Genomic DNA, 21944 nt, shown 5'->3' on the forward strand with positions numbered 1-21944 from the left:
GACTCTGCGGCCGAGGGAAGGATCGCGGGTGTGTCTCTGTGAAGTTGTGGTGCGCACACGCGGCGGAGCCAACCGGTGCGTGTGTCACACCTTACTAACAAAGCGGGAGCGGCCGAAGCCACTCCCGCCAGTCACCTAGCGGCGCAGACCCAGACGCTCGATCAGCGAGCGGTAGCGGGTGATGTCCTGCTTGGCGATGTACTTGAGCAGACGGCGGCGGCGGCCGACCATCAGGAGCAGGCCGCGACGGCTGTGGTGGTCGTGCTTGTGGTCCTTGAGGTGCTCGGTCAGCTCGATGATGCGGTGCGTGAGCAGCGCGACCTGGACCTCAGGGGAGCCGGTGTCGCCCTCGGAGGTGGCGTACTCGGCGATGATCTTTTCCTTGGTGGCGGCGTCGATCGACACAGCGCTCCGTTTCTCGTTGTCGGTACGCGGGAATGGCCCGGCCGAGCGGCCGGGGTCAGACGCGGTGACCGCGCGTACGAACAGTCACCGTCGCGTGCGGTGGGCGCGGGCCACGCTCCGGCGTGGGCGCGCCTCCCGGGCTCGGGCCTCCAAGGGGAGGGCCGTCCGCAGGGCACACGTGGACACCGCCCAGCCTACCGCAAACGACGAGGTGAAAGCCCCTTCGTCCGATCCGGGACGGCGGGGCGCTCAGTCGGAGAGGACCTCGCGGCAGCGGTCGACGTCGCGGCGCATGGCCACGATCAGCTCGTCGATGCTGTCGAACCGCTCCTGGCCCCGGATGTGCGCGGTGAAGTCCACGGCCATGTGCGCGCCGTAGAGCTCCAGGTCGTCGCGGTCCAGGGCGTAGGCCTCGACCGTGCGCTCGGCGCCGTCGAAGGTGGGGTTGGTGCCGACCGAGATCGCCGCGGGCCACCGCGACTCCTGGCCCTGGACCGGAACCGTGTGGCTGAGCCAACCCGCGTACACGCCGTCCCCGGGGACGGCCGCGTTCGGGGTGAGGTTCATGTTGGCGGTGGGGAAGCCGAGCAGTTCCCGTCCGCGCGCCGCCCCGTGGACGACCTCGCCCTCCACCCGGTGCGGGCGGCCGAGCAGGGCGGCCGCCTCCGCGACGGCGCCGTCGGCGAGCAGGGCGCGCACGCGCGTGGAGGTGATGGTGTCGCCGTCGGCCACCAGGCGCACGCCGTCGACGCTGAAGTCGTACTTGTGCCCGAGTTCGGTGAGCGCGGCCACGTCCCCGGCGGCGCGGTGCCCGAACCGGAAGTCCTCACCGACGACCACGGCGGCGGAGCGCAGGCGGTCGACCAGGACGCTCTGGACGAACTCCTCCGCGCTCAGCGCCGAGAGGTCCCGGGTGAACGGCAGGACGCACACCTCGTCGGCGCCGTACTCCTCCAGGAGCCCGACCCGCCGCTCCACGGGGGTGAGCACCGCCGGCGCGACGCCCCGCAGCACCTCCTCGGGATGGGGGTCGAAGGTGACCACCACCACCGGGAGGTCGAGCGCGCGGGCCCGGCCCGCCGCGGTCGCGATGATGGCCTGGTGTCCTCGGTGCACGCCGTCGAAGACACCGATCGCCACCACGGACCGGCCCCAACCGGGGGGAACGTCCCCCAGTCCATCCCATCGCCCCACCTGAGGACTCCCCTCCAAACCGTGCGCGTGCGGCCACGCGGCGCGTCGGCGACCGCGCGTGGCCCTCCGGAACAAGGGTGCCATGCCGACCGCCGCCCCGTGCACGCGCAGGAGGGGATAGCGCGCCGAAGGCGTCCGCCGAGGGGGCGGGCGACCGCTCTGCCCTCGGCAGAGAGGGGTTGGCGTGGGCGCGGCGGCCCCGTAGCGTCCCCGCATGGCGAGAATCACCATCGGATCGACGGCTCTGGGCTACGAGGAGAAGGGGACGGGGTCCCCGGTGGTCCTGGTGCACGCGGCGGTCGGGGACCGCTCGATGTGGGACCACCAGTTCGAGGCGCTGGCGCGGAACCACCGCGTGGTGCGCTACGACCGGCGCGGATACGGGGAGTCGGACGACGCGGAGGGGGCCGTCGCCCACCACGAGGACCTGCTGGCGCTGATGGACGCGCTGGACATCGAGCGGGCCGCCCTGGTGGGCGCGTCGATGGGCGGCGGGCACGCGGTGGACGCGGCGCTGGTCGCGCCGGAGCGGGTCGGGGCGCTGGCGCTGGTCTGCGCCGGGATGACCGGCCGGGAGTGGCCGAGGAGCTTCACCGAGGCGGCGGGACCGGCGATGGCGGGAGCGGTGCCGCCGGAGCGCATGGCGCGGTACCGGGAGGGTCACGCCGACCCCGACCCGGCGGACGTGGCGGCGATGGCGCGGGCGCAGGCGCGGTTCGTCGCGCTCGGCCCGCGGCGGGACCCCCAGGACCTGCCCGCGCCGGTGTGGGAGCGGATCCTGGGGCTGTACCGGGCGACCTTCCACCGGATGTGGAGCGGGCCGCCGACCACGACGCGCCCGCCGGAGCCGCCCGCCGAGGGCCGTCTGGCTCAGATCGGTGCACCGACCCTGGTGGTCAGGGGCGGGTTCGACGTGCCCGAGATCCAACAGGTGTCCGACGTCTACGCCGAGGGGATCCCGGGCGCCCGGCTGGTGGAGATGCCCGAGGCGGGCCACCTGCCGTCGGTGGAACGCCCGGACGAGCTCACCGGGGTCCTCGGTGAGTTCCTGGCGGAAGTGGGTCCTTGGAGCTGACTTCTGTGGAAACACGTCCATCGCGAGACCGGGGCCGCTACGTTACGTAACGTGAACCGGACGAAGCTCGATGAGCTGGCTGATTACTACGACAACCACGACGTGAGCGAGGAGATAGCGAGAGGGGAATTCATCAGACACGGTCCACGACCTGGTCATGGCACGCTGGGTAGCATGCACGGTATGGGACGTGCCACCGGGAAGTACTCCGTGACCCTGCCTGAGGACATCGTGGAGGAGGTGCGTGCTCGAAGCTGGAGTTCCGGGCTGTCCGCCTACGTCGCCGAGACCGTCAGGCATCAGATCGAACAGGACCGTCTCGCTGAACTCCTGGCCGCGATGGAAGCCGAGCACGGAGTCGTCACCGATGAGCGCATCAACGCGGTCCCCGATCGCATCCACCAGGCGCACGTGGAGCAAGGAGTCCGGTCCGCTCCCCCACCCGGTGGGACCGGGGCGGCATGACCGAAGCACGTCGAACGATCAATCGGACCCTGGTCCTGGACAGCGAAGGTTCTCGCCAAAGCGGTACTCCGTGATCCCGGGATAATCGACTGGATCGCCGCCGCGAAGGTCACCCGGATGTCAGTGATCACCAGTGCGGCCGCACTCGTCGAGGTGGTGCACCCGCGTATCAGGCGCCCAGCCCTGGAGTGGGCGCTGTCCAAAATCACCATCGACCCGGTTACCGAAGACACCGCGCGTCTGGCGAGTCGGTTGCTCGCCGGTGCTGGAATGCACGGTCACAAGCACGCGATCGACGCCATGTTGTGTGCGACCGCGGTTCGAGCGACTGGACCGACCACCATCCTCACGTCCGGCCCCGACGACCTGACCGCGCTCTGCGAGGGCAGAGTCGCCGTGGTCAAACTCTGATCACGCCGGGTCGAAGACCACCACCGGCTTCATGTGGTCGCGCCGGTTCTCCCCCAGCGCGACCACCCGGCCGTCCGGCGCGAACAGCCCCACCGGCCCCGGCCCCAGCGTGCTCGGGTCGATCCGGTTGCCGTGGCGGATCCGCCTGGTCTCCTCCTCGGTGAGCGTGCGCACCGGGAACGCCGCCGCCACCGCCCGGTCCAGCGGGACCTGGGTGAACTCCTGCGCCAACTGGTCCAGGGTGCGTGCCTGCGCCAGGTCGTAGGGCCCCACCCGCGTGCGGCGCAGCGCGGTCAGGTGGCCGCCCACCCCCAGGTCGTCGCCCATGTCGCGGGCCAGTGACCGGATGTAGGTCCCGCTGGAGCAGGTGACCGCGGCGTCCACGTCCACGAACGTCCCCTCCGGCTCCGCCACCCGGCGGATGTCGGACACCGTGAACTCCGCGACCGTCACCTCGCGCGCCCGGAGCGCGACCTCCTTGCCCTCCCGCGCCGACTTGTACGCCCGCTTCCCGTCCACCTTGATCGCGCTGACCTGCGGCGGCACCTGCTGGATCCGGCCGGTCAGCCGGGCGGCGGCCGCGCGGACCGCGTCGTCGGCCACACCGGAGGCGTCCGCCCGGACACCGGGCTCACCCTCGGCGTCGTCGGTGTTGGTCCTCAGCCCCAGACGGATGGTCGCCTCATAGGTCTTCTCCGTGAGCGTGAGGTGGCCCAGGAGCTTGGTGCCCTTCTCGATCCCCAGCACCAGCACCCCGGTCGCCATCGGGTCCAGCGTGCCCGCGTGGCCCACCCGGCGGGTCCTCGCCAGACCGCGCGTCTTGGCGACCACGTCGTGCGAGGTCCAGTCGGCGGGCTTGTCGACGACCACGACACCGCTCTCGGCCATGAATCTCCTCAGGGGAAACGGGGGCGGCGGCGCGTGTGCGCCGCCGCCGGGATGTCACGCGTTCGGGGAGGCTACTCGTCCTCGTCCTCGGCCCGGGGGGCCTTGTACGGGTCGGGCTCCCCCGCGGGCTGGGCGCCGGTGGCCCGCTGGGCCACCTCGGCGTCGGCCTGGCGCGCCTTGGCCAGCAGTTCCTCGATGTGCTGGGCGTTCTCCTGGACCTCGTCGACGACGAAGGTCAGGCTCGGCGTGTGCCGGATGCCGGTCTGGCGACCCACCTCGCTGCGGATCACGCCCTTGGCGCTCTCCAGCGCGGCCGACGTGCCCGCCTTCTCCTCCGGCGTGCCGAACACCGTGTAGTACACCGTGGCGTCCCGCAGGTCGGCGGTGATCCGGGCGTCGGTCACCGTGACGAACCCCAGACGGGGGTCCTTGATCCGCCGGTCCAGCATCTCGGCGACGACACGCTGGATACGGTCGGCGATCTTCCGCGCGCGTGCGGCGTCAACCATGGTCAGTCTTCCTCTTCGTTGAAGAGCCGCTGTCTGGCGGACAGCAACTCCAGTTCGGGTCGGGCCGCGACGAACCGTTCGCAGGCGTCCATGAGCTCCCGCACGTGCGCGGCGCTCGGCGCGACCACCGCGACACCGATCTTCGTCCGCCGGTACAGATCGTGTTCCCCGGCCTCGGAGACCGCCACCAGGAACTTGCGGCGCAGGTCGGCGATGACCGGACGCACCACCGAACGCTTCTCCTTGAGCGAGTGGACGTCACCGAGAAGGACGTCCAGGGTCAGCGCCCCAACGTACAAATGATCACCCGTGATGTGTGTGAACCGTCAAAGGCGGGGCCCCGGCCGCTCGGCCGGGGCCCCGTGGGTCAGCTCCGCGCCCTAGTCGCGGGGCTTCTCCTGCATCTCATAGGTCTCGATGACGTCCTCGACCCGGATGTCGTTGTAGCCGATGCCGATACCGCACTCGAAGCCCTCGCGGACCTCGGTCGCGTCGTCCTTGAACCGGCGCAGCGACTCCACGGTGAGGTTGTCGGAGACGACCACCCCGTCGCGGATGAGCCGTGCCTTGGCGTTGCGGCGGATGAGACCGTCGCGGACGATCGCACCGGCGATGTTGCCGATCTTCGGCACCTTGAAGACCTCGCGGATCTCGGCGCTGCCGAGCTGGACCTCCTCGTAGACCGGCTTGAGGAGACCCTTGACCGCGGCCTCGATCTCGTCGATGGCCTGGTAGATCACCGAGTAGTACCGGATGTCGACGCCCATGCGGTCGGCGAGCTGGCTGTTCTTGCCCTCGGGCCGAACGTTGAAGCCGACGATGATCGCGTCCGCGGAGGCCGCCAGGTTGATGTCGTTCTGCGTGATCGCACCGACACCGCGCCCGATGACCCGGATGCTCACCTCGTCGCCACCGGCGTCGATCTTGAGCAGCGACTCCTCCAGCGCCTCGACCGAACCGGACATGTCACCCTTGATGAGGAGGAGCAGCTCGGAGCGCTCGCCCTCCTTGAGGTGGTCCTGCCAGGTGTCGAGGGTGACCCGGCGGGCCGAACGCGCCTGCTGGGCGAAGCGCTCGCGCGCCTCGCGCTGCTGGGCGATCTGCCGCGCCACCCGGTCGTCCTTGACGACCAGGAAGCTGTCACCGGCGCTGGGCACGTTGGTCAGACCCAGCACCTGCACCGGACGGGACGGCTCGGCGCTCTCCACGTTCTGGCCGTGCTCGTCGAGCATGGCCCGGACGCGGCCGTAGGCGTCACCGCACACGATCGAGTCACCGACGTGCAGCGTGCCGCGCTGGACCAGCACCGTGGCCATCGAACCGCGGCCGCGGTCCAGGTAGGCCTCGATGGCCAGGCCCTGCGCGTCCATGTCCGGGTTGGCCTGCAGGTCCAGGGCCGCGTCGGAGGTCAGGATGATGGCCTCCAGCAGGGCGTCGATGTTCTCGCCCTTGAGGGCGGAGATGTCGACGAACTGGACGTCACCGCCGTACTCCTCGGCGACCAGGCCGTACTCGGTCAGCTGCGCGCGGACCCGCTGCGGGTCGGCGCCCTCGACGTCGATCTTGTTGACCGCGACGACGATCGGCACGTCGGCCGCCTTGGCGTGGTCGATGGCCTCGGCCGTCTGCGGCTTGACGCCGTCGTCGGCGGCCACGACCAGCACCGCGATGTCGGTGACCTTGGCACCGCGGGCACGCATGGCGGTGAACGCCTCGTGACCGGGGGTGTCGATGAAGGTGATCTTGCGATCCTCCTCGTCGACGACCGTGGAGACCTGGTAGGCGCCGATGTGCTGGGTGATGCCGCCGGCCTCGCCGCTGACGACGTTGCTCTTGCGGACCGTGTCCAGCAGCTTGGTCTTACCGTGGTCGACGTGACCCATGACGGTGACCACCGGCGGCCGGGGCCGCAGGTCGGCGTCGGTGCCGGCGTCCTCTCCGTACTCGATGGAGAAGGACTCCAGCAGCTCGCGGTCCTCGTCCTCGGGACTGACGACCTGAACCTTGTACTTCAGCTCCTCGCCGAGCAGCTGAAGGGTCTCGTCCGGCAGCGACTGGGTCGCGGTGACCATCTCGCCCAGGTGCATCATGACCTGGACCAGCGACGCCGGGTTGACGTCGATCTTGTCACCGAAGTCCGACAGCGAGGCGCCGCGGGACAGGCGGATGACCTGGCCGTTGCCGCTCGGGATCTTGACGCCGCCGAACGACGGGGCCTGGAGGTCGTTGAACTCCTGACGCCGCTGCTTCTTGGACTTGCGGGCACGCCCGGGACGACCGCCGGGACGCCCGAAGGCACCCGCCGTGCCGCCGCGACCGCGACCGCCGCCGCCGGGACGGCCACCGAAGCCGCCCGGACGGCCGCCGCCGCCACCGGGGCGCGGACCCGCGCCCGCGGGGGCTCCCCCGCGACCACGGCCACCGCCGCCGGGACGACCGCCGCCGCCACCGCCGCGACCGCCGCCACCGGGCGGGGTCGGACGGGACGCGGGCATGTTCATCGGGCTGGGGCGCGGACCACCGGGACGCGGGCCCGGACGCGGAGCGCCGCCGCCCGGACGCGGAGCGCCTGCGGCACCGCCCGGACGCGGGGCGCGCTGGTCGCCGCCGCCCTGCGGACCACCCGGACGCGGACCGGGACGCGGGCCCGGACGCGGAGCGCCGCCGCCCGGACGCGGGGCGCGCTGGTCGCCGCCGCCCTGCGGACCACCCGGACGCGGACCGGGACGCGGGCCCGGACGCGGAGCGTTGCCGCCCGGACGCGGAGCGGCGGGCTTGGCGCCCATGCCGGACGCGTTGGACGCGAACGGGTTGTTACCGGGGCGCGGGCCGGCCGGACGCGGGCCGGCCGGACGCGGACCGCGGCCACCCTCGGGACGGCCGCCGCGCTCACCGCGCTGCGGGCGCTCGCCACGCTGCGGGCTGGGCTTGGGCGCGCCACCGGGACGCGGGGCCTCGCCACGGGGACCCTTCGGACCCGGCTTGGGCGCGGGACCCGGCTTGGGCGCCTCGCCCTGCGGGCCGGGCTTGGCCGCCGGACGCGGACCCGGCTTGGGCGCGGGACCCGGCTTGGGGGCCGCCGCGCGCGCGGAACCCTCGGACGCGGCGGGACGCGGACCCGGCTTCGGAGCCGATCCGCTCTTCTTGTTGCCGCCCTCGGATCCGTTGTTGAAAGCTTCCTGTAGGCGTCGAACGACGGGCGCCTCTATCGTCGAGGACGCCGAACGAACGAATTCGCCCATCTCGTTGAGCTTGGCCAGGACAGCCTTGCTCTCTACACCGAACTCCTTGGCGAGTTCGTACACCCGGACCTTCGCCACTACTCTCCTTCAGCTTCGGTCCGGGACATGGGCACGTGCCGGACCGTCGTTAGCTTGAGTTACTCATCGCTGCGTACTCATCAGGCGCTCATCGCAATCTCGACCTGCTTCCTCATCGCTACACAACAATGGGCCGGTTCTGCGTGCCGACACAGCACCGCACGCCGACCACGGTCACTACAACACCGTCGGTCGGCTCAGACATTCCAACCCTAACCGGAATACCCCCCGGATCCGCCACTCGGGGTGGCGCCGATCAACGCCTCCACACGTGAGAGGTCCCACCCGGTGGAGCCCCCTCCGTCGCGGCTCCGGAAGGCGCGCGCCCACACCCTGCGACGTACGGCGAGCTCGAGGCATCGCCGCTCGTCGTGCAGGTAGGCACCGCGCCCGGGACGTCGACCCCGGGTGTCGGGCGTGATGACCGTGCCCTCGGCCACCAGCCGCACGAGGTCGGACTGGACTGCCCGTGACCGGCACCCCACGCACGTGCGCACGGGTCGGTCAAGACCGCCTTCTTCCACCCTATCGCGTCGGGACACGGGCGCGACCCGATTATTCGCCCGCGGCGGCGCCGTCGGCGTCCGCCCCGGCTCCGTCGGCGGGCTCGGCGTCGGATCGGATGTCGATGCGCCACCCGGTGAGTCGGGCCGCCAACCGGGCGTTCTGCCCCTCCTTGCCGATCGCCAGGGACTGCTGGTAGTCGGGCACCACGACACGCGCGACCCGGGCCGCCATGTCGAGGATCTCCACCGAGTTCACCCGGGCGGGCGACAGGGCGTTGGCCACGAAGACGGCCGGATCGTCGGAGTAGTCGACGATGTCGATCTTCTCTCCGTGCAGCTCGGCCATGACGTTGCGGACGCGGCTGCCGAGCGGGCCGATGCAGGCGCCCTTGGCGTTGACGCCGCCGCGGTTGGAGCGCACGGCCATCTTGGTCCGGTGTCCGGCCTCACGGGCGATCGAGGCGATCTCCACGGTGCCGTCGGCGATCTCGGGCACCTCCAGCTCGAAGAGCTTGCGGACCAGGTTCGGGTGGGTCCGCGAGAGGGTGACCGAGGGACCGCGGTGGCCCTTGCGGACCTGCACCACATAGGCGCGCAGGCGCTCGCCGTGGGTGTAGGTCTCCGTCGGCACCTGCTCCTGCGGAGGCAGGATGGCCTCGATCTTGCCGAGGTCCACCAGCACGTTCCTGGGGTCCTTGCCCTGCTGGATGATGCCGGAGACGATGTCGTGCTCGCGCCCGGCGAACTCGCCCAGGGTGAGCTCGTCCTCGGCGTCGCGCAGGCGCTGGAGGATGACCTGCTTGGCGGTGGAGGTCGCGATCCGACCGAACCCGGTGGGGGTGCCGTCGTACTCGCCGACGACCTCGCCCTCCTCGTCGAGCTCGGCCACCCACACGGTCACGTGACCGGTGGAGCGGTTCAGCTCGACCCGGGCGCGCTTGTCGGCGCCCTCCTCGCGGTGGTAGGCGATCAGCAGGGCGTCCTCGATGGCCTTGGCGACCAGCTCGACCGCGATGTCCTTCTCGCGCTCCAGGCTGCGCAGGACACTCATGTCAATATCCACGGGGCTCCCCCTCTAGTCCGCCGCGTCGGCGTCGGCGTCGCGACGGAATTCCACCTGCACCTTGCCCTTGGCCAGTTCGGCGTGGGCGAAGGTCCGGGGCTGACCCTTGACGTCCAGGGTGACCCCCCGGTCGTCGGCGTCGGTGACACGGCCGGTGACCTGGCCGCCCTCGGCGAGGGTGGCCTTCACCAGCCGGCCGCGGGAGCGGCGCCAGTGGCGGGGCTGTGTCAGGGGCCGGTCCACGCCGGGAGAGGTGACCTCCAGGACGTAGGGAAGCTCACCCATGACGTCGGAGGCGTCCAGGGCGTCGTTGACGTCCTGCGAGACCTCGCCCACCGTGTCCAGGTCGACCCCGTCGTCGGAGTCCACGACCACGCGCAGCACCCGGCGCTTTCCCGCCGGTGTCAGATCGACGGCCTCCAGGTCCAGTCCGGCCTTGGCCAGTACCGGCTCCAGCAGCTCGGCGATGCGCTCCAGACGCGCCTGCGCTCCCATGTGGTGTCTGCCCCTCCAACAACGGCGAAATCCCGCCCGCTCGGCCCGTGGCCGTTGTACCGGGGCGGTCCAGCTCTGTACGTAGTCTGCGACATATCCCGCGCGTCGCGACGCGACGGCGGTCGTGCTGCAAGGGTATCCACTCCCGGGCACGTTCCAGGTCGCCGATGGTGGACGGGGCGCGTCGAAACGCGCGTGGACCGTGGAAAGATGGGGCGCGATGAGAGGAGGGCGCGTGGGCCCGAGCAGCGTCAGCCGCCGTACGGCGCTGGGTGTGGCGTTGGCCGTGGGGGTGGCCGGATGCGGCCGTACCGAGTGGTACCCGTCCGACGTGACCCCGGAGGAGTACGTGCTGCGCGCGATGATCCGGGAGAAGGAACGGACGGTGGCGCGCTACGAGGCGGCGCTGGCCGACGGCGCCGGCCCGGAGGAGCTGCTCACACGCATCCTGGAGCACCACCTGTCCCACATCGACGCGCTCACCGAGGCCCTGCCGGAGAGCCCAGCGGCCGGGGACCCGCAGACCCCCCTCGCGGAGATCCCCGCCCCGGACGCGGTGCTGGACACGGCCGAGCTGAGCGCCCTGGAGTCGGCGGCGGCCAGCGCGCGCGTCGACCGGGCCCTGGCCGTCGCCGATCCGGGGCTGGCGCAGCTGATCAGCGGGATCGGCGCGTGCGAGGCCGGGCACGCGCACCTTCTGGACCGGGCGGACGGAGAGGACGGGCGCGGGTGAGCGAGACGACGGACGTCGCCGGGGCGCTGGCCGAGGCGCTCGGCGCCGAGCACGCCGCCGTGTACGGGTACGAGTACCTGCGCGGGGTCGCCGGGGACCAGGGGCGTCGCGACGCCGCCGGAGAGTACTCCCACCTGCACAAGGCGCTGCGCGACACACTGCACGAGGCCGCCGTGGAGCGGGGCGTGGGGCCCGAGCCCGCCCGGGCGTCGTACCCCCTGCCGGCCGGGCGGGACGCCGCGGACCTCGACGCGTACGCGGTGGGGTTGGAGGAGACCACGGCCCGGGCGTACGTCTGGCTGACCGCCGCCGAGGACCCCGCGCTGCGCTCGACCGCGGCCCGCGCGCTCCAGGAGGCCACCGTGCGCGCCCTGGTGTGGGGCGGCGGACTCGACCCCCTGCCGGGCTTCGAGGAGGCCTGACGCCGCGGGGCGTCAGGCCCCGCAGGTCGGCGTCGCGCGGTCGAGGGCGCCCCGGGCGTCGGAACGTCCGGGGCGCCCTCGGGGTCGCTCGGATGCGGGCTCAGGCCCCGCAGGCCGCCGTCGCGCGGTCGACGATCTCGGCCAGGGCGACCTCCTCGCGGTCACCGGTCGCGCGGTCGCGCAGCTCGACCAGCCCGTCCTTGAGGCCGCGGCCGACGATGACGGCGGTCGGGACGCCCAGCAGCTCGGCGTCGGTGAACTTCACGCCCGGCGAGACACCCCTGCGGTCGTCGACCAGGACGCGCAGGCCCCGGGCCTGGAGCTCCGCGCCGATCCGCAGCGCCTCCTCGATCTGCTCGCCCTTGCCGGTGCCGACCACGTGCACGTCGGCCGGGGCGACCTCGCGCGGCCACACGATGCCCTTGTCGTCGTGGGACTGCTCCACGATCGAGGCGACCGCGCGGGAGACGCCGATGCCGTAGGAGCCCATGGTGACCCGCTTGGGCTTGCCGTCCGCGCCCAGCGCGTCCACGCCGAAGGCGTCGGTGTACTTGCGGCCGAGCTGGAAGATGTGGCCGATCTCGATGCCGCGCGCCGTGTAGAGCGTGCCCTGACCGTCGGGCGAGGGGTCGCCGTCGCGCACCTCGGCGACGTCGATCGTGCCGTCCGGGGTGAAGTCGCGTCCGGCGACCAGGTCCACCACGTGGTGGTCGGCCTTGTCCGCTCCGGTCACCCAGGAGGTGCCGGTCACCACGCGCGGGTCGACCAGGTAGCGGATCTTGTTGTCGAGCAGCGCGCGCGGACCGATGTAGCCCTTGACGAGGAACGGGTTGGCGGCGAAGTCGGCCTCGTCGAGGAGGGCGACCTCGGCGGGCTCCAGGGCCGCCTCCAGGCGCTTGAGGTCGACCTCGCGGTCGCCGGGCAGGCCGATGCCGAGCAGCTCCCACTCGTCGGCGCCGGGGGCGCGCGTCTTGACCAGGACGTTCTTCAGGGTGTCGGCCTCGGTGAAGTCCCGCCCCAGGTCGGCGGCGTTGAGGAAGTCCACCAGCGTCTGGATCGTCGCGGTGTCCGGGGTGTGGTGGACGCGGGCCTCGGGCAGCCCCTCGACCGGCCGCGCGGGCGGCGCGGGGGTGGTGACGGCCTCGACGTTGGCGGCGTAGGAGGAGTCCGTGCTGCGCACGAAGGTGTCCTCACCGGTCGGTGCGACGGCCAGGAACTCCTCGGAGGCCGAGCCGCCCATCGCGCCGGAGGTGGCCGAGACGATCACGTAGTCGAGGCCGAGGCGGTCGAAGATCCGGATGTAGGCGGCGCGGTGGGCGTCGTAGGAGGTCTGGAGCCCCTCGTCGTCGATGTCGAAGGAGTAGGAGTCCTTCATGTGGAACTCGCGGCCGCGCAGGACGCCCGCGCGGGGCCGGGCCTCGTCGCGGAACTTCTCCTGGATCTGGTACAGGATGACCGGGAAGTCCTTGTAGGAGGAGTACTCGCCCTTCACCAGGAGCGTGAACAGCTCCTCGTGGGTGGGGCCGAGCAGGTAGTCGGCGCCCTTGCGGTCCCGGAGGCGGAAGAGGGTGTCGCCGTACTCGGTCCAGCGTCCGGTCGCCTCGTAGTACTCCTTGGGGAGCAGGGCCGGGAGGAGGACCTCCTGGGCGCCGATGGCGTCCATCTCCTCCCGCACGATCCGGGACACGTTCTCCAGGACCATCTTGCCCAGGGGCAGCCACGAGTAGACGCCGGGCGCGGCGCGGCGCACGAAACCGCCGCGCACGAGCAGCTTGTGGCTCGGCACCTCGGCGTCCGCCGGGTCCTCACGCAGGGTGCGCAGGAACAGGTTCGACATCCGCAGTAGCACGGCCACTCCTCGTTGCTGGCGCCCGACGGCGCACGGTGGGGATTCCTGGAAACCCAGGCTAACGCCAGTGCCGACACGTTCGTGCGCCCTCACCGGGGGTAGGGCATCCGGCGCGGGAACGCGGCGGGCGGCCCGCGGCGGGAGAGCGAGGAGAGGCCCATGCGCACCAGGACGATCGGCGACCGGACCGTGAGCGCGGTCGGGCTCGGCGCGATGCCGCTGTCCCTGGGCGACCGTCCGGCCAGGAAGCAGGCGGTCGCGACCGTCCACGCGGCGCTGGACGCGGGGATCACGCTGATCGACACCGCCGACGCCTACCACCGCGACGCCACCGACCCCGGCCACAACGAACTGCTCGTCGCCGAGGCGCTGCGCGCCTACGGCCGGGACACCTCCGACGTCCTGGTGGCCACCAAGGGCGGCCACACCCGCGACGCGGAGGGCGGCTGGGGGCTCGACGGCCGCCCGGAGCACCTGCGGCGCGCCTGCGAGGAGTCGCTGCGGCGGCTCGGGGTGGAGCGCGTCGGCCTGTACCAGTTCCACCGGCCGGACCCGGCCGTCCCCTACGCCGAGTCCGTCGGCGCCCTGGCCGAACTCCTCGACGAGGGCAAGGTCGAGATGGTGGGGATCTCCAACGCCGACTCGGAGCAGATCCGCCTCGCGCAGGAGGTCCTGGGCGGACGGCTGGCGGCCGTGCGGAACGAGTTCTCCCTCGACTTCCGCTCCAGCGAGCCCGAACTGGAGCTGTGCGCCAAGTTGGGGATCGCCTTCCTGCCCTGGAGTCCCTTCGGCGGCGGTCCCCGGTACGGCGGGCTGGCGGACCGGCACCCGGTCCTGGAGGAGATCGGGGCGGTCCGGGGCGCCACCCCCTTCCAGGTGTGCCTGGCCTGGATGCTGGCGAAGTCGCCCGCGGTGATCCCGATCCCCGGCGCCTCCCGCCCGGAGAGCATCCGCAGGAGCGCGTTCGCCGCCGACCTGGAGCTGACCCCCGAGGAGTTCACGCGGATCGACGCCTCCTGACGCCTCCGGCGATGGCCTAGCCTTGGGGCATCGGCGAACGGGGGCGGGGCGACATGGGCAGACGGAGCGCGCGCGAGGCGGACACGGCGCCGGAGGCGCCCGAGGCGTCCGGCGTCGAACTGCTCGCCGACGCCGACCGCCCCGACTCCTGGTTCCTGGTGGTCGAGGGCACCCCGCAGTCCCACGTGGACCTGACCGACCCCACCCACCTCGACTTCTCCTACGTCCGGCGGATCGCGCACGCCGTCGACCTGGTGGCGCCCGAGGGGGAGCCGATCGACGCGCTGCACCTGGGGGCCGGCGCGCTCACGCTGGCCCGCTACGTCGCGCACACCCGGCCGGGGTCGCGCCAGCGTGCGGTCGACGTGGACGCCCCGCTGGTGGAGATGGTGCGCCGACGGCTGCCGTGGGACCGGCGCGCCCAGCTGCGCGTGGGCATCGGCGACGCGCGCGAGTGGATCGCCGCCCGGCACGACGCCAGCGCGGACCTGATCGTCAGCGACGTCTTCGCGGGCGCGCGGACCCCGGCCCGGCTGACGTCGGTGGAGTTCTACACCGAGGCGGCGCGGGTGCTGCGGCCCGGCGGCCTGCTCGTGGTGAACATCGGCGACGGCCACCGGCTCGACCACGCGCGCGCCCAGGTCGCCACGGCCCGCGCGGTCCTGCCGCACGTGGTGCTGACCGCCGAGCCGGGCGTCCTGCGCGGGCGCAGGTTCGGCAACCTCGTCCTGGTGGCGGGGCACCGGCCGCCGCCCGCCGACGACCTGGGCCGCCGCGCGCACCGCGACCCCGAGATGGCGCGTCTGCTGGCGGGCGGGGACCTCGACCGGTTCGCGTCGGGTCGGGCGCCGGTGCGCGACGCCGACGCGGTGGACTCCCCCGCTCCCCCCGACGGGGTCTTCTGACCGGCGGCGTACTCCCCCGGGAGTAGGCGCGGCGCGCGGGAGCCCTCCCCGGGACGACGCGCGCCCCCGAGGAACGTCCCGTACCGTCGGTGACGTGGCAGCACTACTCCCGCGCCCCACGCGCGCCGACGCCTGGATCGCCCTGGCCCTGCTGTTCCTGTCGCTCGGCAGCACCCTCGTGCTGGAACGGGACGCACCGGTGGCGACCGAGGCCTCGCGCGACGCCTGGCCGTGGGGGTACGCGCTCATCGTGGCCGGGTGCGCGCCCGTGTTCTGGCGGACCTCCCGCACCTGCGTCGGAACGGTCGTGTCGATCGTCGCCGCGAGCCTGTACTACCCGTTGGGCTTCCCCGACGGGATGGTGATGTTCGCCGCGGCGGTGATGCTGTACTCCGCGGTCCGGCTCGGGTACCGGATCTTCGGGTGGACTCTCGGGATCGGCCAGTTCGCCTCGATGAGCCTGTACGAGACGGCGGTGACCGGGACGGTGCGGCCGGAGGCGATCGGCCTGGTGGCGTGGGTCCTGGTCGTGCTGTGCTCGGCCGAGGTGACGCGTTGGCGGGCGGAGTACCAGCGCGCCGACGCCGAGCGCGCCGCCGAGGCCACGCGCACCCGGGAGGAGGAGCTGCTGCGGCGGGCCGCCGACGAACGGCTGCGGCTGGCGCGTGACGTCCACGACACCGTCGCCCACAACATCTCCCTGATCAACGTGCAGGCCGGAACGGCGCTGTACCTCATGGAGAGCGAACCGGAGCGGGCCGCCGAGGCCCTGGCCACGATCAAGGCGACCAGCAAGGACACGCTCACCGAGCTGCGCGCCATGCTCGGCGTGCTGCGGTCGGCCGACGAGGCCGCGCCCCGCTCCCCCGTCCGGGGGCTGGACCGCCTCGGGGAGCTGGTGGAGGGAGCCCGGCGGGCGGGGGTGAAGGTGCGGGTGGAGACGACGGGGCGACCCCGGCGCCTGCCCGTGGGGACCGACACCGCCGCCTACCGCACCGTCCAGGAGGCCCTGACCAACGTGGTCCGCCACTCGGGCGCCGCCACCGCGACGGTGCGGATCGCCCACCGCGGCACGGCCCTGGACATCGAGGTCGCCGACGACGGGCACGGCACCGTCGGTCCCCCCGTCCCGGGCAACGGCATCACCGGTATGGCGGAGCGGGCCGCCCTGCTCGGCGGCACGGTGGACGCGCGCCCCCTGGAGGGGGGAGGATTCCGGGTACGGGCGCACCTGCCGCTGGACGGCGGTGAGCGCCCCTCCGCCCCGGCCCCGGAGGAGGCCGCGACCGCCGACGGAACGGAGCGACCGTGATCCGGGTGCTGCTCGCCGACGACCAGGCGTTGGTGCGTGCGGGGTTCCGCGCGCTCCTGGACAGCACGCCGGACATCCGGGTGGTCGCCGAGGCGGGCGACGGCGCGGAGGCGGTGCGGCTGACCCGTGCGGAACGTCCCGACGTCGTCCTGATGGACATCCGCATGCCGGGCGTCGACGGGTTGGAGGCGGCTGGACGCATCCTGTCGGACCGGGCCCTGGACCGCACCCGGGTCGTCATCCTCACCACGTTCGACCTGGACGAGTACGTCTTCGAGGCGCTGCGGGCGGGGGCGAGCGGGTTCCTGGTCAAGGACACCGAACCGGCGGATCTGCTCCAGGCGGTGCGGGTCGTGCACGGGGGCGAGGCCCTGCTGTCGCCGGGGGTCACGCGGCGGCTCATCGCCGACTACGCCCGCCGCCCCAGGAGCGCGCCCCAGTCGTCGGCGCGGCTGAACGGGCTCACCGAGCGGGAGCGCGAGGTGGTCGCGCTGGTGGGTGCGGGTCTGTCCAACGAGGAGATCGCCGCCCGCCTGGTGGTCAGCCCCGCCACGGCCAAGACCCACGTGAGCAGAGCGATGGTGAAGCTGGGCGCACGCGACCGGGCGCAGTTGGTCGTCATCGCCTACGAGACCGCCCTGGTCACCCCCGGGTGGAGCCGGGAGGGCTGACGGGCGCCCGCGGTCCGGGGCGCGCGGCGGTCGAAAGGCCCCGGGTTCCCCGAGCCTCCCCGGGGGATCCCCCGTACACGCCTCGGAGTAGCCGGGGCGGCGCGTGTACGTCGAGGAGCGGTGGCCGGGTGACGCCGAGGGGACGACGCGCGGCGCCGGGGCGGCGGCGGATGCTGGGACCCGTCCACGGCACCCGACCCCGAGGCCCACGATGTTCGACGATCCGCTCCTGCTCGCGCGGCTCCAGTTCGCGCTGACGGCCGCCACGCACTACATGTTCGTGGCCCTGACCCTGGGGCTGGCCCCCTACATCCTGGTCACCCAGGCGGTCGCCGCCGTCCGGCGTGACCGCGCGCGGATGACGGCGGTCCGGTTCTGGGGCGGCCCGTACCTGGTCAACTACGGCATGGGGGTGTTGTCGGGCCTGGTCATGGAGCTTCAGCTCGGGCTGAACTGGAGCGGTCTGCAGGAGGTGTTCGGCTACTCCTTCGCCGCGCCGCTCGCCCTGGAGACGATGACCGCGTTCTTCGTCGAGTCCACCTTCCTCGGACTGTGGATCTTCGGCTGGGACCGGATGGGGCGGTGGGCGCACCTGGCCTGCTTCGCCGTGGTCACCGCGACCGCCTACCTGTCCGCGTGGTGGGTCCTGGTCTCCAACGGGTTCCTGCGCCACCCGGTCGGGTTCGAGATGGTCGACGGGACGGCGCACCTGACCGACCCGGTCGCGTTGATGACCAACCCCGCGGCGACGCTGGCCTTCGGACACGTCGTGACCGGGTCCCTGCTGGTCGGCGCGTTGGTGGTCGCGGCGGTGAGCGCCCACCACCTGATGCGGCGCGGGGATTCGCACCGGATCTTCCGCCGGGGGATGCGCTACGCCGCGATCACGGTGACGGTCCTGGCCCTGCCCGTGGCGGCCTTCGGCGGAACGCAGTTCGAGATCTTCGGCGAGAGCCCGCCGACCAGCGGTCTCACCTACACCGCCGGGGAGATCCAGGCGATCGAGGCCGCCCACGAGGGCGGTGCGGCCTCGGCGATCGGGACGGCCGGGGGACTGACGATGTTCATCGCGTGGTCGCTCATGTCCCTCATCGGCCCGGCCATGCTGCTCGGGTGGCTGGTCAGCCGCTTCGTCGAGGTGTCGCGCCGCTGGACCCGGGTTCTGGTCCCGCTGCTGTTCACCCCCCTGCTGCCGTACGCGGCGAGCGTCGGCGGCTGGGTGTTCCGGGAGACCAACCGCCAGCCGTGGGTCGTCGTCCACCACCTGACCACGGCGGACGCGGTGACACCCCTGTCCCCGGGGAGGGCCGTGCTCTCCTTCTCGCTGTTCACTGCGGCGTTCGCGATCCTGGCCGCGGTCACCGCCTGGCTCCTGGTGCGCTACGCCCGGCGCGGCCCCGAGGGCGGCCCCCTCGCCGAGCGCCCGGGGGCCGACCCCGAGGAGCCCGCCGCCCCCGTCCACTCGTTCTGACCCCTGGGAGCAACCATGGACGTCCTGTCCTGCGCACTCCTCGCCCTCCTGTTCACGGGCTACCTCGTCCTGGCGGGTTCCGACGTCGGTCTGGGGATGCTCATGCCCGCCGTGGCGCGCACGCCCGACCAGCGCCGCCGGGTGGTCGCCGCGATCGCCCCCTACTTCCTCGCCTCGGAGGTGTGGCTGGTCGCCACCGTGGGCGTGCTGGCCGGGCTGTTCCCCGTCACGGAACACCACGTGGTCGCGGAGCTGTGGCCGGTGCTCGTCGCCCTCCTGGCCGGATGGCTGGTCCGTGACGCCGGACTGTGGCTCCGCGCGCGGATCGACCGTCCGGGGTGGCGGACGGCCTGCGACGGCGCGATCGTGGCGGGCTGCTGGGCGGTCGCGGTCGCGTGGGGCCTGACGGTGTCGGGGCTGCTCACCGGCGGCCTGGTCGCGGGCCTGTTCACCGCGGCGTGCGCGGCCGCGGTGGTCTGCCTGTTCGCGCTCCGGGGCGCGGCCTTCGGGGCCGAGCGCCTGGTCGGCGCGGACGATGGCGACAGCGCGGACGCCGCCGCCCGCGCGACGCGCCCGCTGGCCCGGGTCGGGCTGGTCCTCGGTGTGCTCGCGGTGGCCACGGCGTTCCTCCCCGCGGGGCCGGTGGGCGGTGCGCCGGTCGTGGCGGCGGCCCTGGCGGTGGTGCTGCTCGGCGCGCTGGTGCTGACGAGCGGGCTGCGGGGGCCGATGCTGTCGCGGCACACGTCGGCGGCGGCGATCGCGGTCCCGGGCGCGCTGGTGGCGTTGACGGCCGACCTCCCGACGGCTCCGGTTCCGGACACGACCGCCGTGTTCGTGTGGGTCTGGCTGGCGCCCGCGGTTCCGGTCATGGTCTTGGGGCAGGTTTGGCTGTACCGAATGACGCGTCGGCCGGCGGCGGAGCCGACCTTCTTCGCCTGACCGACTCTCCGGTGAAGAGCCAGGTCAAACCGGGTTCGCTCGGGAAACGCAGGGAGACACCGCCGGTCGGGTACGGCCCGTCGGGGGCGTTCGGCGGGTTGGCTGGACCGGACAGGGGGCACCTCTGTCGTCGGGATACGTGCCCGTGGCGTCCCCGCGAATCGGGGGCTTGCGAACGTGACCGGCCACGGGCGCCGTCGAGCCCGGAGGAGGGACCGTGACTCACCCCCTGACCACACCCCCGACACTGAGCGGATGCAACTGCGGTTCCGGTTGCGGCTGCGGCTGTCAGAGCGGTGGCTCCTGCAACTGCGGCGGAAGCTGCGGGTAGGGCGCGCCGACACGGCGACACGCGGTGTCGGAGCACCGTGGGCGGGCCGTCCCTTCCCCCGGAGGGCGGCCCGTGCCTCGAACCCCTCCGCGTGTCGCGACATTCCGCAATGATAGTTATACTCTGTGTGACATCGTGAGGCCGCGCAGCCACCCGGCGGGGGGAGATCAGCGATGTCACCGTTCACCACGCCAGCGCCGCGTGGAGGGATCACCTCCGAACACGCGCGACTGCTCCGCTGCGTCCAGGGCATCCGGGAGCGCTCGGCCCGAGCCGTCCCGTGGGAGCCCGACACGGTCGGCCTTCCGCCCGCGGACGACTCCGACAGCGCCCTGGCCCGGATCAACGACGTCGCCTTCTACGCGAACGCGCGGGACGAGGTGACCGCGCTGGCCGGGGTCTGCGTGGACCTGCTGTTCCTGCACAGACCCGACGAGGGGACCGAGGACGGGGGCCACCGGTGCCTGGGCTGCGACATGCCGTGGCCGTGCCTGACCTTCGGCGAACTCACCCGGCTGCTGCGCTGACCGCGCGGCCGGAACGCGGCCCGCGACACCCCGGCGACAGGGCGCCGCCCGGTGAGGTCGGGGCGCGATCCGACCGCACCGGGCGGCGTTCCTTGCACTCGCCGTCCGTTGGCGCCCGATGACCGAACAACCGGGCGCCCCCACCGGGCGAGGTATGCTCAGAGGCTAAACTGAAACTCGTTCTACCGCAAGGCCCCGGCACCACTGGACATGACGAAGGCCCGGTGAACCAGGTCCACCGGGCCCGTGGAACGTGATCTACCCGCCGCTCTCGACCGGGAACTGGATCGCCGCGCGGTCCGCCAGCATCGGGCGGATGACGGCCAGGGCCGCCTGGTGCGCGGGGTGGTCCCGGTAGGCGAGGAAACCCGCCTCGTCGTCGACGTCGGCGACCACGGCGAAGTCGTAGGCCCCCTCACTGATCCCCGCGTCCGGCCCGAAGGCGTAGGAGCGCAGCTCGGGGATGGCGCCGGGCAGTTCACCGAGGAGCTTCCCGACCTGGGCGACCCCGGCCGGTGTGACGTCGTCCCGCCAGCGGAACAGTGCGATGTGTCGGATACCCATACGGGAGAACCTACTCCCCCGCCTCGGCACGGGGGCGGTCAGGCCCAGGGGCGGGGGACAGCCCCTGGGACCGACCGGGGGCGCGGAGCGCAGCGACCCGTGGACTCTCCGAGAGCAGGACCCCCCAAACGCGACGGGGCGCGCCTCGCACCACTGACGTTAACGAGACGGCGGTAACGCGAACACCCTCCAACAGGTAACCGGAATGTCTCGATTCACTCGGCGGACATCTCAGGCGCACCCTGCTGACCTGCGACGACACAACGTCACGCGGGTGTCACGGCCCAACTCCTCCGCCCGCCGCACACGCAACCCGGTACCCGTGGGCCCCGGGAACACCGGGAGCGAACCCGCCGGAGCGTCGCCGCGCAATCCCGGAATCGACAAAGGTTGCACCGGGTTGCAATTCCCATCGGAAGGGGGACAGAAAACGCCCCGGGTTTCCCCGGGGCGTCTGGTCAACTGATCCTCGTCGCCAGGAGATAGGCGGAGGGTGAATCCGCGTCGACGATATCCGTGACCCTCCAAGCCTGCCCGCCGACGGTGAAGACGTCACCGACGCGGACGTCGATCATCGGCGTGGGGCGCCACTCCTTCGGGCCGCCGATCTTCGCCACCGGCTGGCCGTCCTCCGCGATCCAGAACTGACCGCCGCCGACCGGGCCGCCGGCGAAACGATCGTTCCGTCCGTAACTGATCTTCTCCTGCGCACCGACCTCGTGGACCACCGTGGATTCAGTCCCAACCGTCTCGGATTCCATGGAAAAACAGCATGCCGACCCGGTCGAGCCAAAGGCACAGGGCACTTTCCCGCCGGTCCGGTAATTCAGCAGACTAGTGCACGAAAATAATGCGCGGGCGGGACCTTG

At 72.5% G+C, this 21944-nt stretch carries 24 protein-coding genes; 12 read left to right on the forward strand and 12 right to left on the reverse strand.

Annotated elements, in window-relative coordinates:
• Positions 1-135: 135 nt before the first annotated feature.
• Both rpsO and DVR05_RS05810 read right to left on the reverse strand, forming a co-directional pair.
• Complete coding sequence (gene rpsO, locus DVR05_RS05805; RefSeq protein WP_116244766.1) at positions 136-405, reverse strand: 30S ribosomal protein S15; 270 nt, start codon at positions 403-405, stop codon at positions 136-138.
• A 249-nt stretch (positions 406-654) separates the two neighbouring features.
• Positions 655-1599 carry a bifunctional riboflavin kinase/FAD synthetase gene (locus DVR05_RS05810; RefSeq protein WP_116244767.1) on the reverse strand — a complete coding sequence of 315 codons (945 nt, stop codon included), beginning with the start codon at positions 1597-1599 and terminating at the stop codon, positions 655-657.
• A 214-nt stretch (positions 1600-1813) separates the two neighbouring features.
• Between DVR05_RS05810 and DVR05_RS05815 the strand changes: the two genes are divergently transcribed.
• From DVR05_RS05815 to DVR05_RS05825, 3 genes are all read left to right on the forward strand, one after another.
• Positions 1814-2674: an alpha/beta fold hydrolase gene (locus DVR05_RS05815; RefSeq protein WP_116244768.1), complete on the forward strand. Its 861-nt coding sequence runs from the start codon at positions 1814-1816 to the stop codon at positions 2672-2674.
• A 183-nt stretch (positions 2675-2857) separates the two neighbouring features.
• Complete coding sequence (locus DVR05_RS05820; RefSeq protein ID WP_116244769.1) at positions 2858-3139, forward strand: hypothetical protein; 282 nt, start codon at positions 2858-2860, stop codon at positions 3137-3139.
• Positions 3140-3256: 117 nt separating this feature from the next.
• Positions 3257-3550, forward strand: coding sequence for a PIN domain-containing protein (locus tag DVR05_RS05825; RefSeq protein WP_232832005.1), 294 nt, complete (start codon positions 3257-3259; stop codon positions 3548-3550).
• Here the strand turns inward: DVR05_RS05825 and truB are convergent, their stop codons facing one another.
• The 7 genes from truB to rimP all read right to left on the reverse strand — a co-directional run bounded on the left by truB (position 3551) and on the right by rimP (position 10331).
• Positions 3551-4438 carry a tRNA pseudouridine(55) synthase TruB gene (truB, locus tag DVR05_RS05830; protein ID WP_116244770.1) on the reverse strand — a complete coding sequence of 296 codons (888 nt, stop codon included), beginning with the start codon at positions 4436-4438 and terminating at the stop codon, positions 3551-3553.
• A 71-nt stretch (positions 4439-4509) separates the two neighbouring features.
• Entirely contained in the window at positions 4510-4947 is a 438-nt protein-coding gene (gene rbfA / locus DVR05_RS05835; RefSeq protein ID WP_116244771.1) for a 30S ribosome-binding factor RbfA, read from the reverse strand.
• A 2-nt stretch (positions 4948-4949) separates the two neighbouring features.
• Positions 4950-5246 (reverse strand): DUF503 domain-containing protein, encoded by a 297-nt coding sequence (locus DVR05_RS05840; protein ID WP_017599450.1) that lies wholly within the window; start codon positions 5244-5246, stop codon positions 4950-4952.
• Between the two features lie 81 nt (positions 5247-5327).
• On the reverse strand, positions 5328-8267 hold the full coding sequence (gene infB / locus DVR05_RS05845) for a translation initiation factor IF-2 (protein WP_116244772.1): 2940 nt from the start codon (positions 8265-8267) through the stop codon (positions 5328-5330).
• 212 nt (positions 8268-8479) lie between these two features.
• The gene (locus DVR05_RS05850) at positions 8480-8809 is read right to left on the reverse strand and encodes a YlxR family protein (protein ID WP_369974500.1); all 330 of its coding nucleotides are present in this window, start codon (positions 8807-8809) and stop codon (positions 8480-8482) included.
• A 13-nt stretch (positions 8810-8822) separates the two neighbouring features.
• The gene (nusA, locus tag DVR05_RS05855; RefSeq protein ID WP_017599454.1) at positions 8823-9824 is read right to left on the reverse strand and encodes a transcription termination factor NusA; all 1002 of its coding nucleotides are present in this window, start codon (positions 9822-9824) and stop codon (positions 8823-8825) included.
• Positions 9825-9848: 24 nt separating this feature from the next.
• Complete coding sequence (rimP, locus tag DVR05_RS05860; RefSeq protein WP_116244774.1) at positions 9849-10331, reverse strand: ribosome maturation factor RimP; 483 nt, start codon at positions 10329-10331, stop codon at positions 9849-9851.
• A 235-nt stretch (positions 10332-10566) separates the two neighbouring features.
• On the opposite strand from rimP, the gene DVR05_RS05865 reads away from it, so the two are divergent.
• Together DVR05_RS05865 and DVR05_RS05870 are read left to right on the forward strand one after the other, a co-directional pair.
• Positions 10567-11064 carry a ferritin-like domain-containing protein gene (locus DVR05_RS05865; RefSeq protein WP_116244775.1) on the forward strand — a complete coding sequence of 166 codons (498 nt, stop codon included), beginning with the start codon at positions 10567-10569 and terminating at the stop codon, positions 11062-11064.
• Positions 11061-11486 carry a ferritin-like domain-containing protein gene (locus DVR05_RS05870; protein ID WP_116244776.1) on the forward strand — a complete coding sequence of 142 codons (426 nt, stop codon included), beginning with the start codon at positions 11061-11063 and terminating at the stop codon, positions 11484-11486. The genes DVR05_RS05865 and DVR05_RS05870 overlap by 4 nt, the downstream gene beginning before the upstream one ends.
• A 100-nt stretch (positions 11487-11586) precedes the next feature.
• Here DVR05_RS05870 and DVR05_RS05875 read toward each other — a convergent pair whose 3' ends face one another.
• A complete protein-coding gene (locus DVR05_RS05875; protein ID WP_198659058.1) occupies positions 11587-13335 on the reverse strand; it encodes a proline--tRNA ligase in 1749 nt (582 codons plus the stop codon).
• 159 nt (positions 13336-13494) lie between these two features.
• Here DVR05_RS05875 and DVR05_RS05880 point away from each other — a divergent pair, with 159 nt between their 5' ends.
• The 7 genes from DVR05_RS05880 (at position 13495) to DVR05_RS05910 (ending at position 20511) form a co-directional block, all read left to right on the forward strand.
• A complete protein-coding gene (locus DVR05_RS05880) occupies positions 13495-14355 on the forward strand; it encodes an aldo/keto reductase (protein WP_116244778.1) in 861 nt (286 codons plus the stop codon).
• 53 nt (positions 14356-14408) lie between these two features.
• Positions 14409-15260 (forward strand): spermidine synthase, encoded by an 852-nt coding sequence (locus DVR05_RS05885; protein WP_116244779.1) that lies wholly within the window; start codon positions 14409-14411, stop codon positions 15258-15260.
• A 94-nt stretch (positions 15261-15354) separates the two neighbouring features.
• Complete coding sequence (locus DVR05_RS05890) at positions 15355-16572, forward strand: sensor histidine kinase (protein WP_116244780.1); 1218 nt, start codon at positions 15355-15357, stop codon at positions 16570-16572.
• Positions 16569-17243: a response regulator transcription factor gene (locus tag DVR05_RS05895; protein WP_116244781.1), complete on the forward strand. Its 675-nt coding sequence runs from the start codon at positions 16569-16571 to the stop codon at positions 17241-17243. The genes DVR05_RS05890 and DVR05_RS05895 overlap by 4 nt, the downstream gene beginning before the upstream one ends.
• 211 nt (positions 17244-17454) lie before the next feature.
• Positions 17455-18714, forward strand: a complete 1260-nt coding sequence (locus DVR05_RS05900) for a cytochrome ubiquinol oxidase subunit I (protein ID WP_116244782.1) — start codon at positions 17455-17457, stop codon at positions 18712-18714.
• 15 nt (positions 18715-18729) lie between these two features.
• Positions 18730-19653 carry a cytochrome d ubiquinol oxidase subunit II gene (locus DVR05_RS05905; RefSeq protein WP_116244783.1) on the forward strand — a complete coding sequence of 308 codons (924 nt, stop codon included), beginning with the start codon at positions 18730-18732 and terminating at the stop codon, positions 19651-19653.
• A gap of 504 nt (positions 19654-20157) precedes the next feature.
• A complete protein-coding gene (locus DVR05_RS05910) occupies positions 20158-20511 on the forward strand; it encodes a hypothetical protein (RefSeq protein ID WP_116244784.1) in 354 nt (117 codons plus the stop codon).
• Positions 20512-20769: 258 nt separating this feature from the next.
• Here DVR05_RS05910 and DVR05_RS05915 read toward each other — a convergent pair whose 3' ends face one another.
• The gene (locus DVR05_RS05915; RefSeq protein ID WP_116244785.1) at positions 20770-21075 is read right to left on the reverse strand and encodes a Dabb family protein; all 306 of its coding nucleotides are present in this window, start codon (positions 21073-21075) and stop codon (positions 20770-20772) included.
• A gap of 458 nt (positions 21076-21533) precedes the next feature.
• Positions 21534-21803: a DUF6406 domain-containing protein gene (locus DVR05_RS05920; protein WP_116244786.1), complete on the reverse strand. Its 270-nt coding sequence runs from the start codon at positions 21801-21803 to the stop codon at positions 21534-21536.
• Between the last annotated feature and the right edge of the window lie 141 nt (positions 21804-21944).

This window comes from Nocardiopsis sp. FIRDI 009 (genome assembly GCF_003386285.1).
Classification (GTDB): domain Bacteria; phylum Actinomycetota; class Actinomycetes; order Streptosporangiales; family Streptosporangiaceae; genus Nocardiopsis.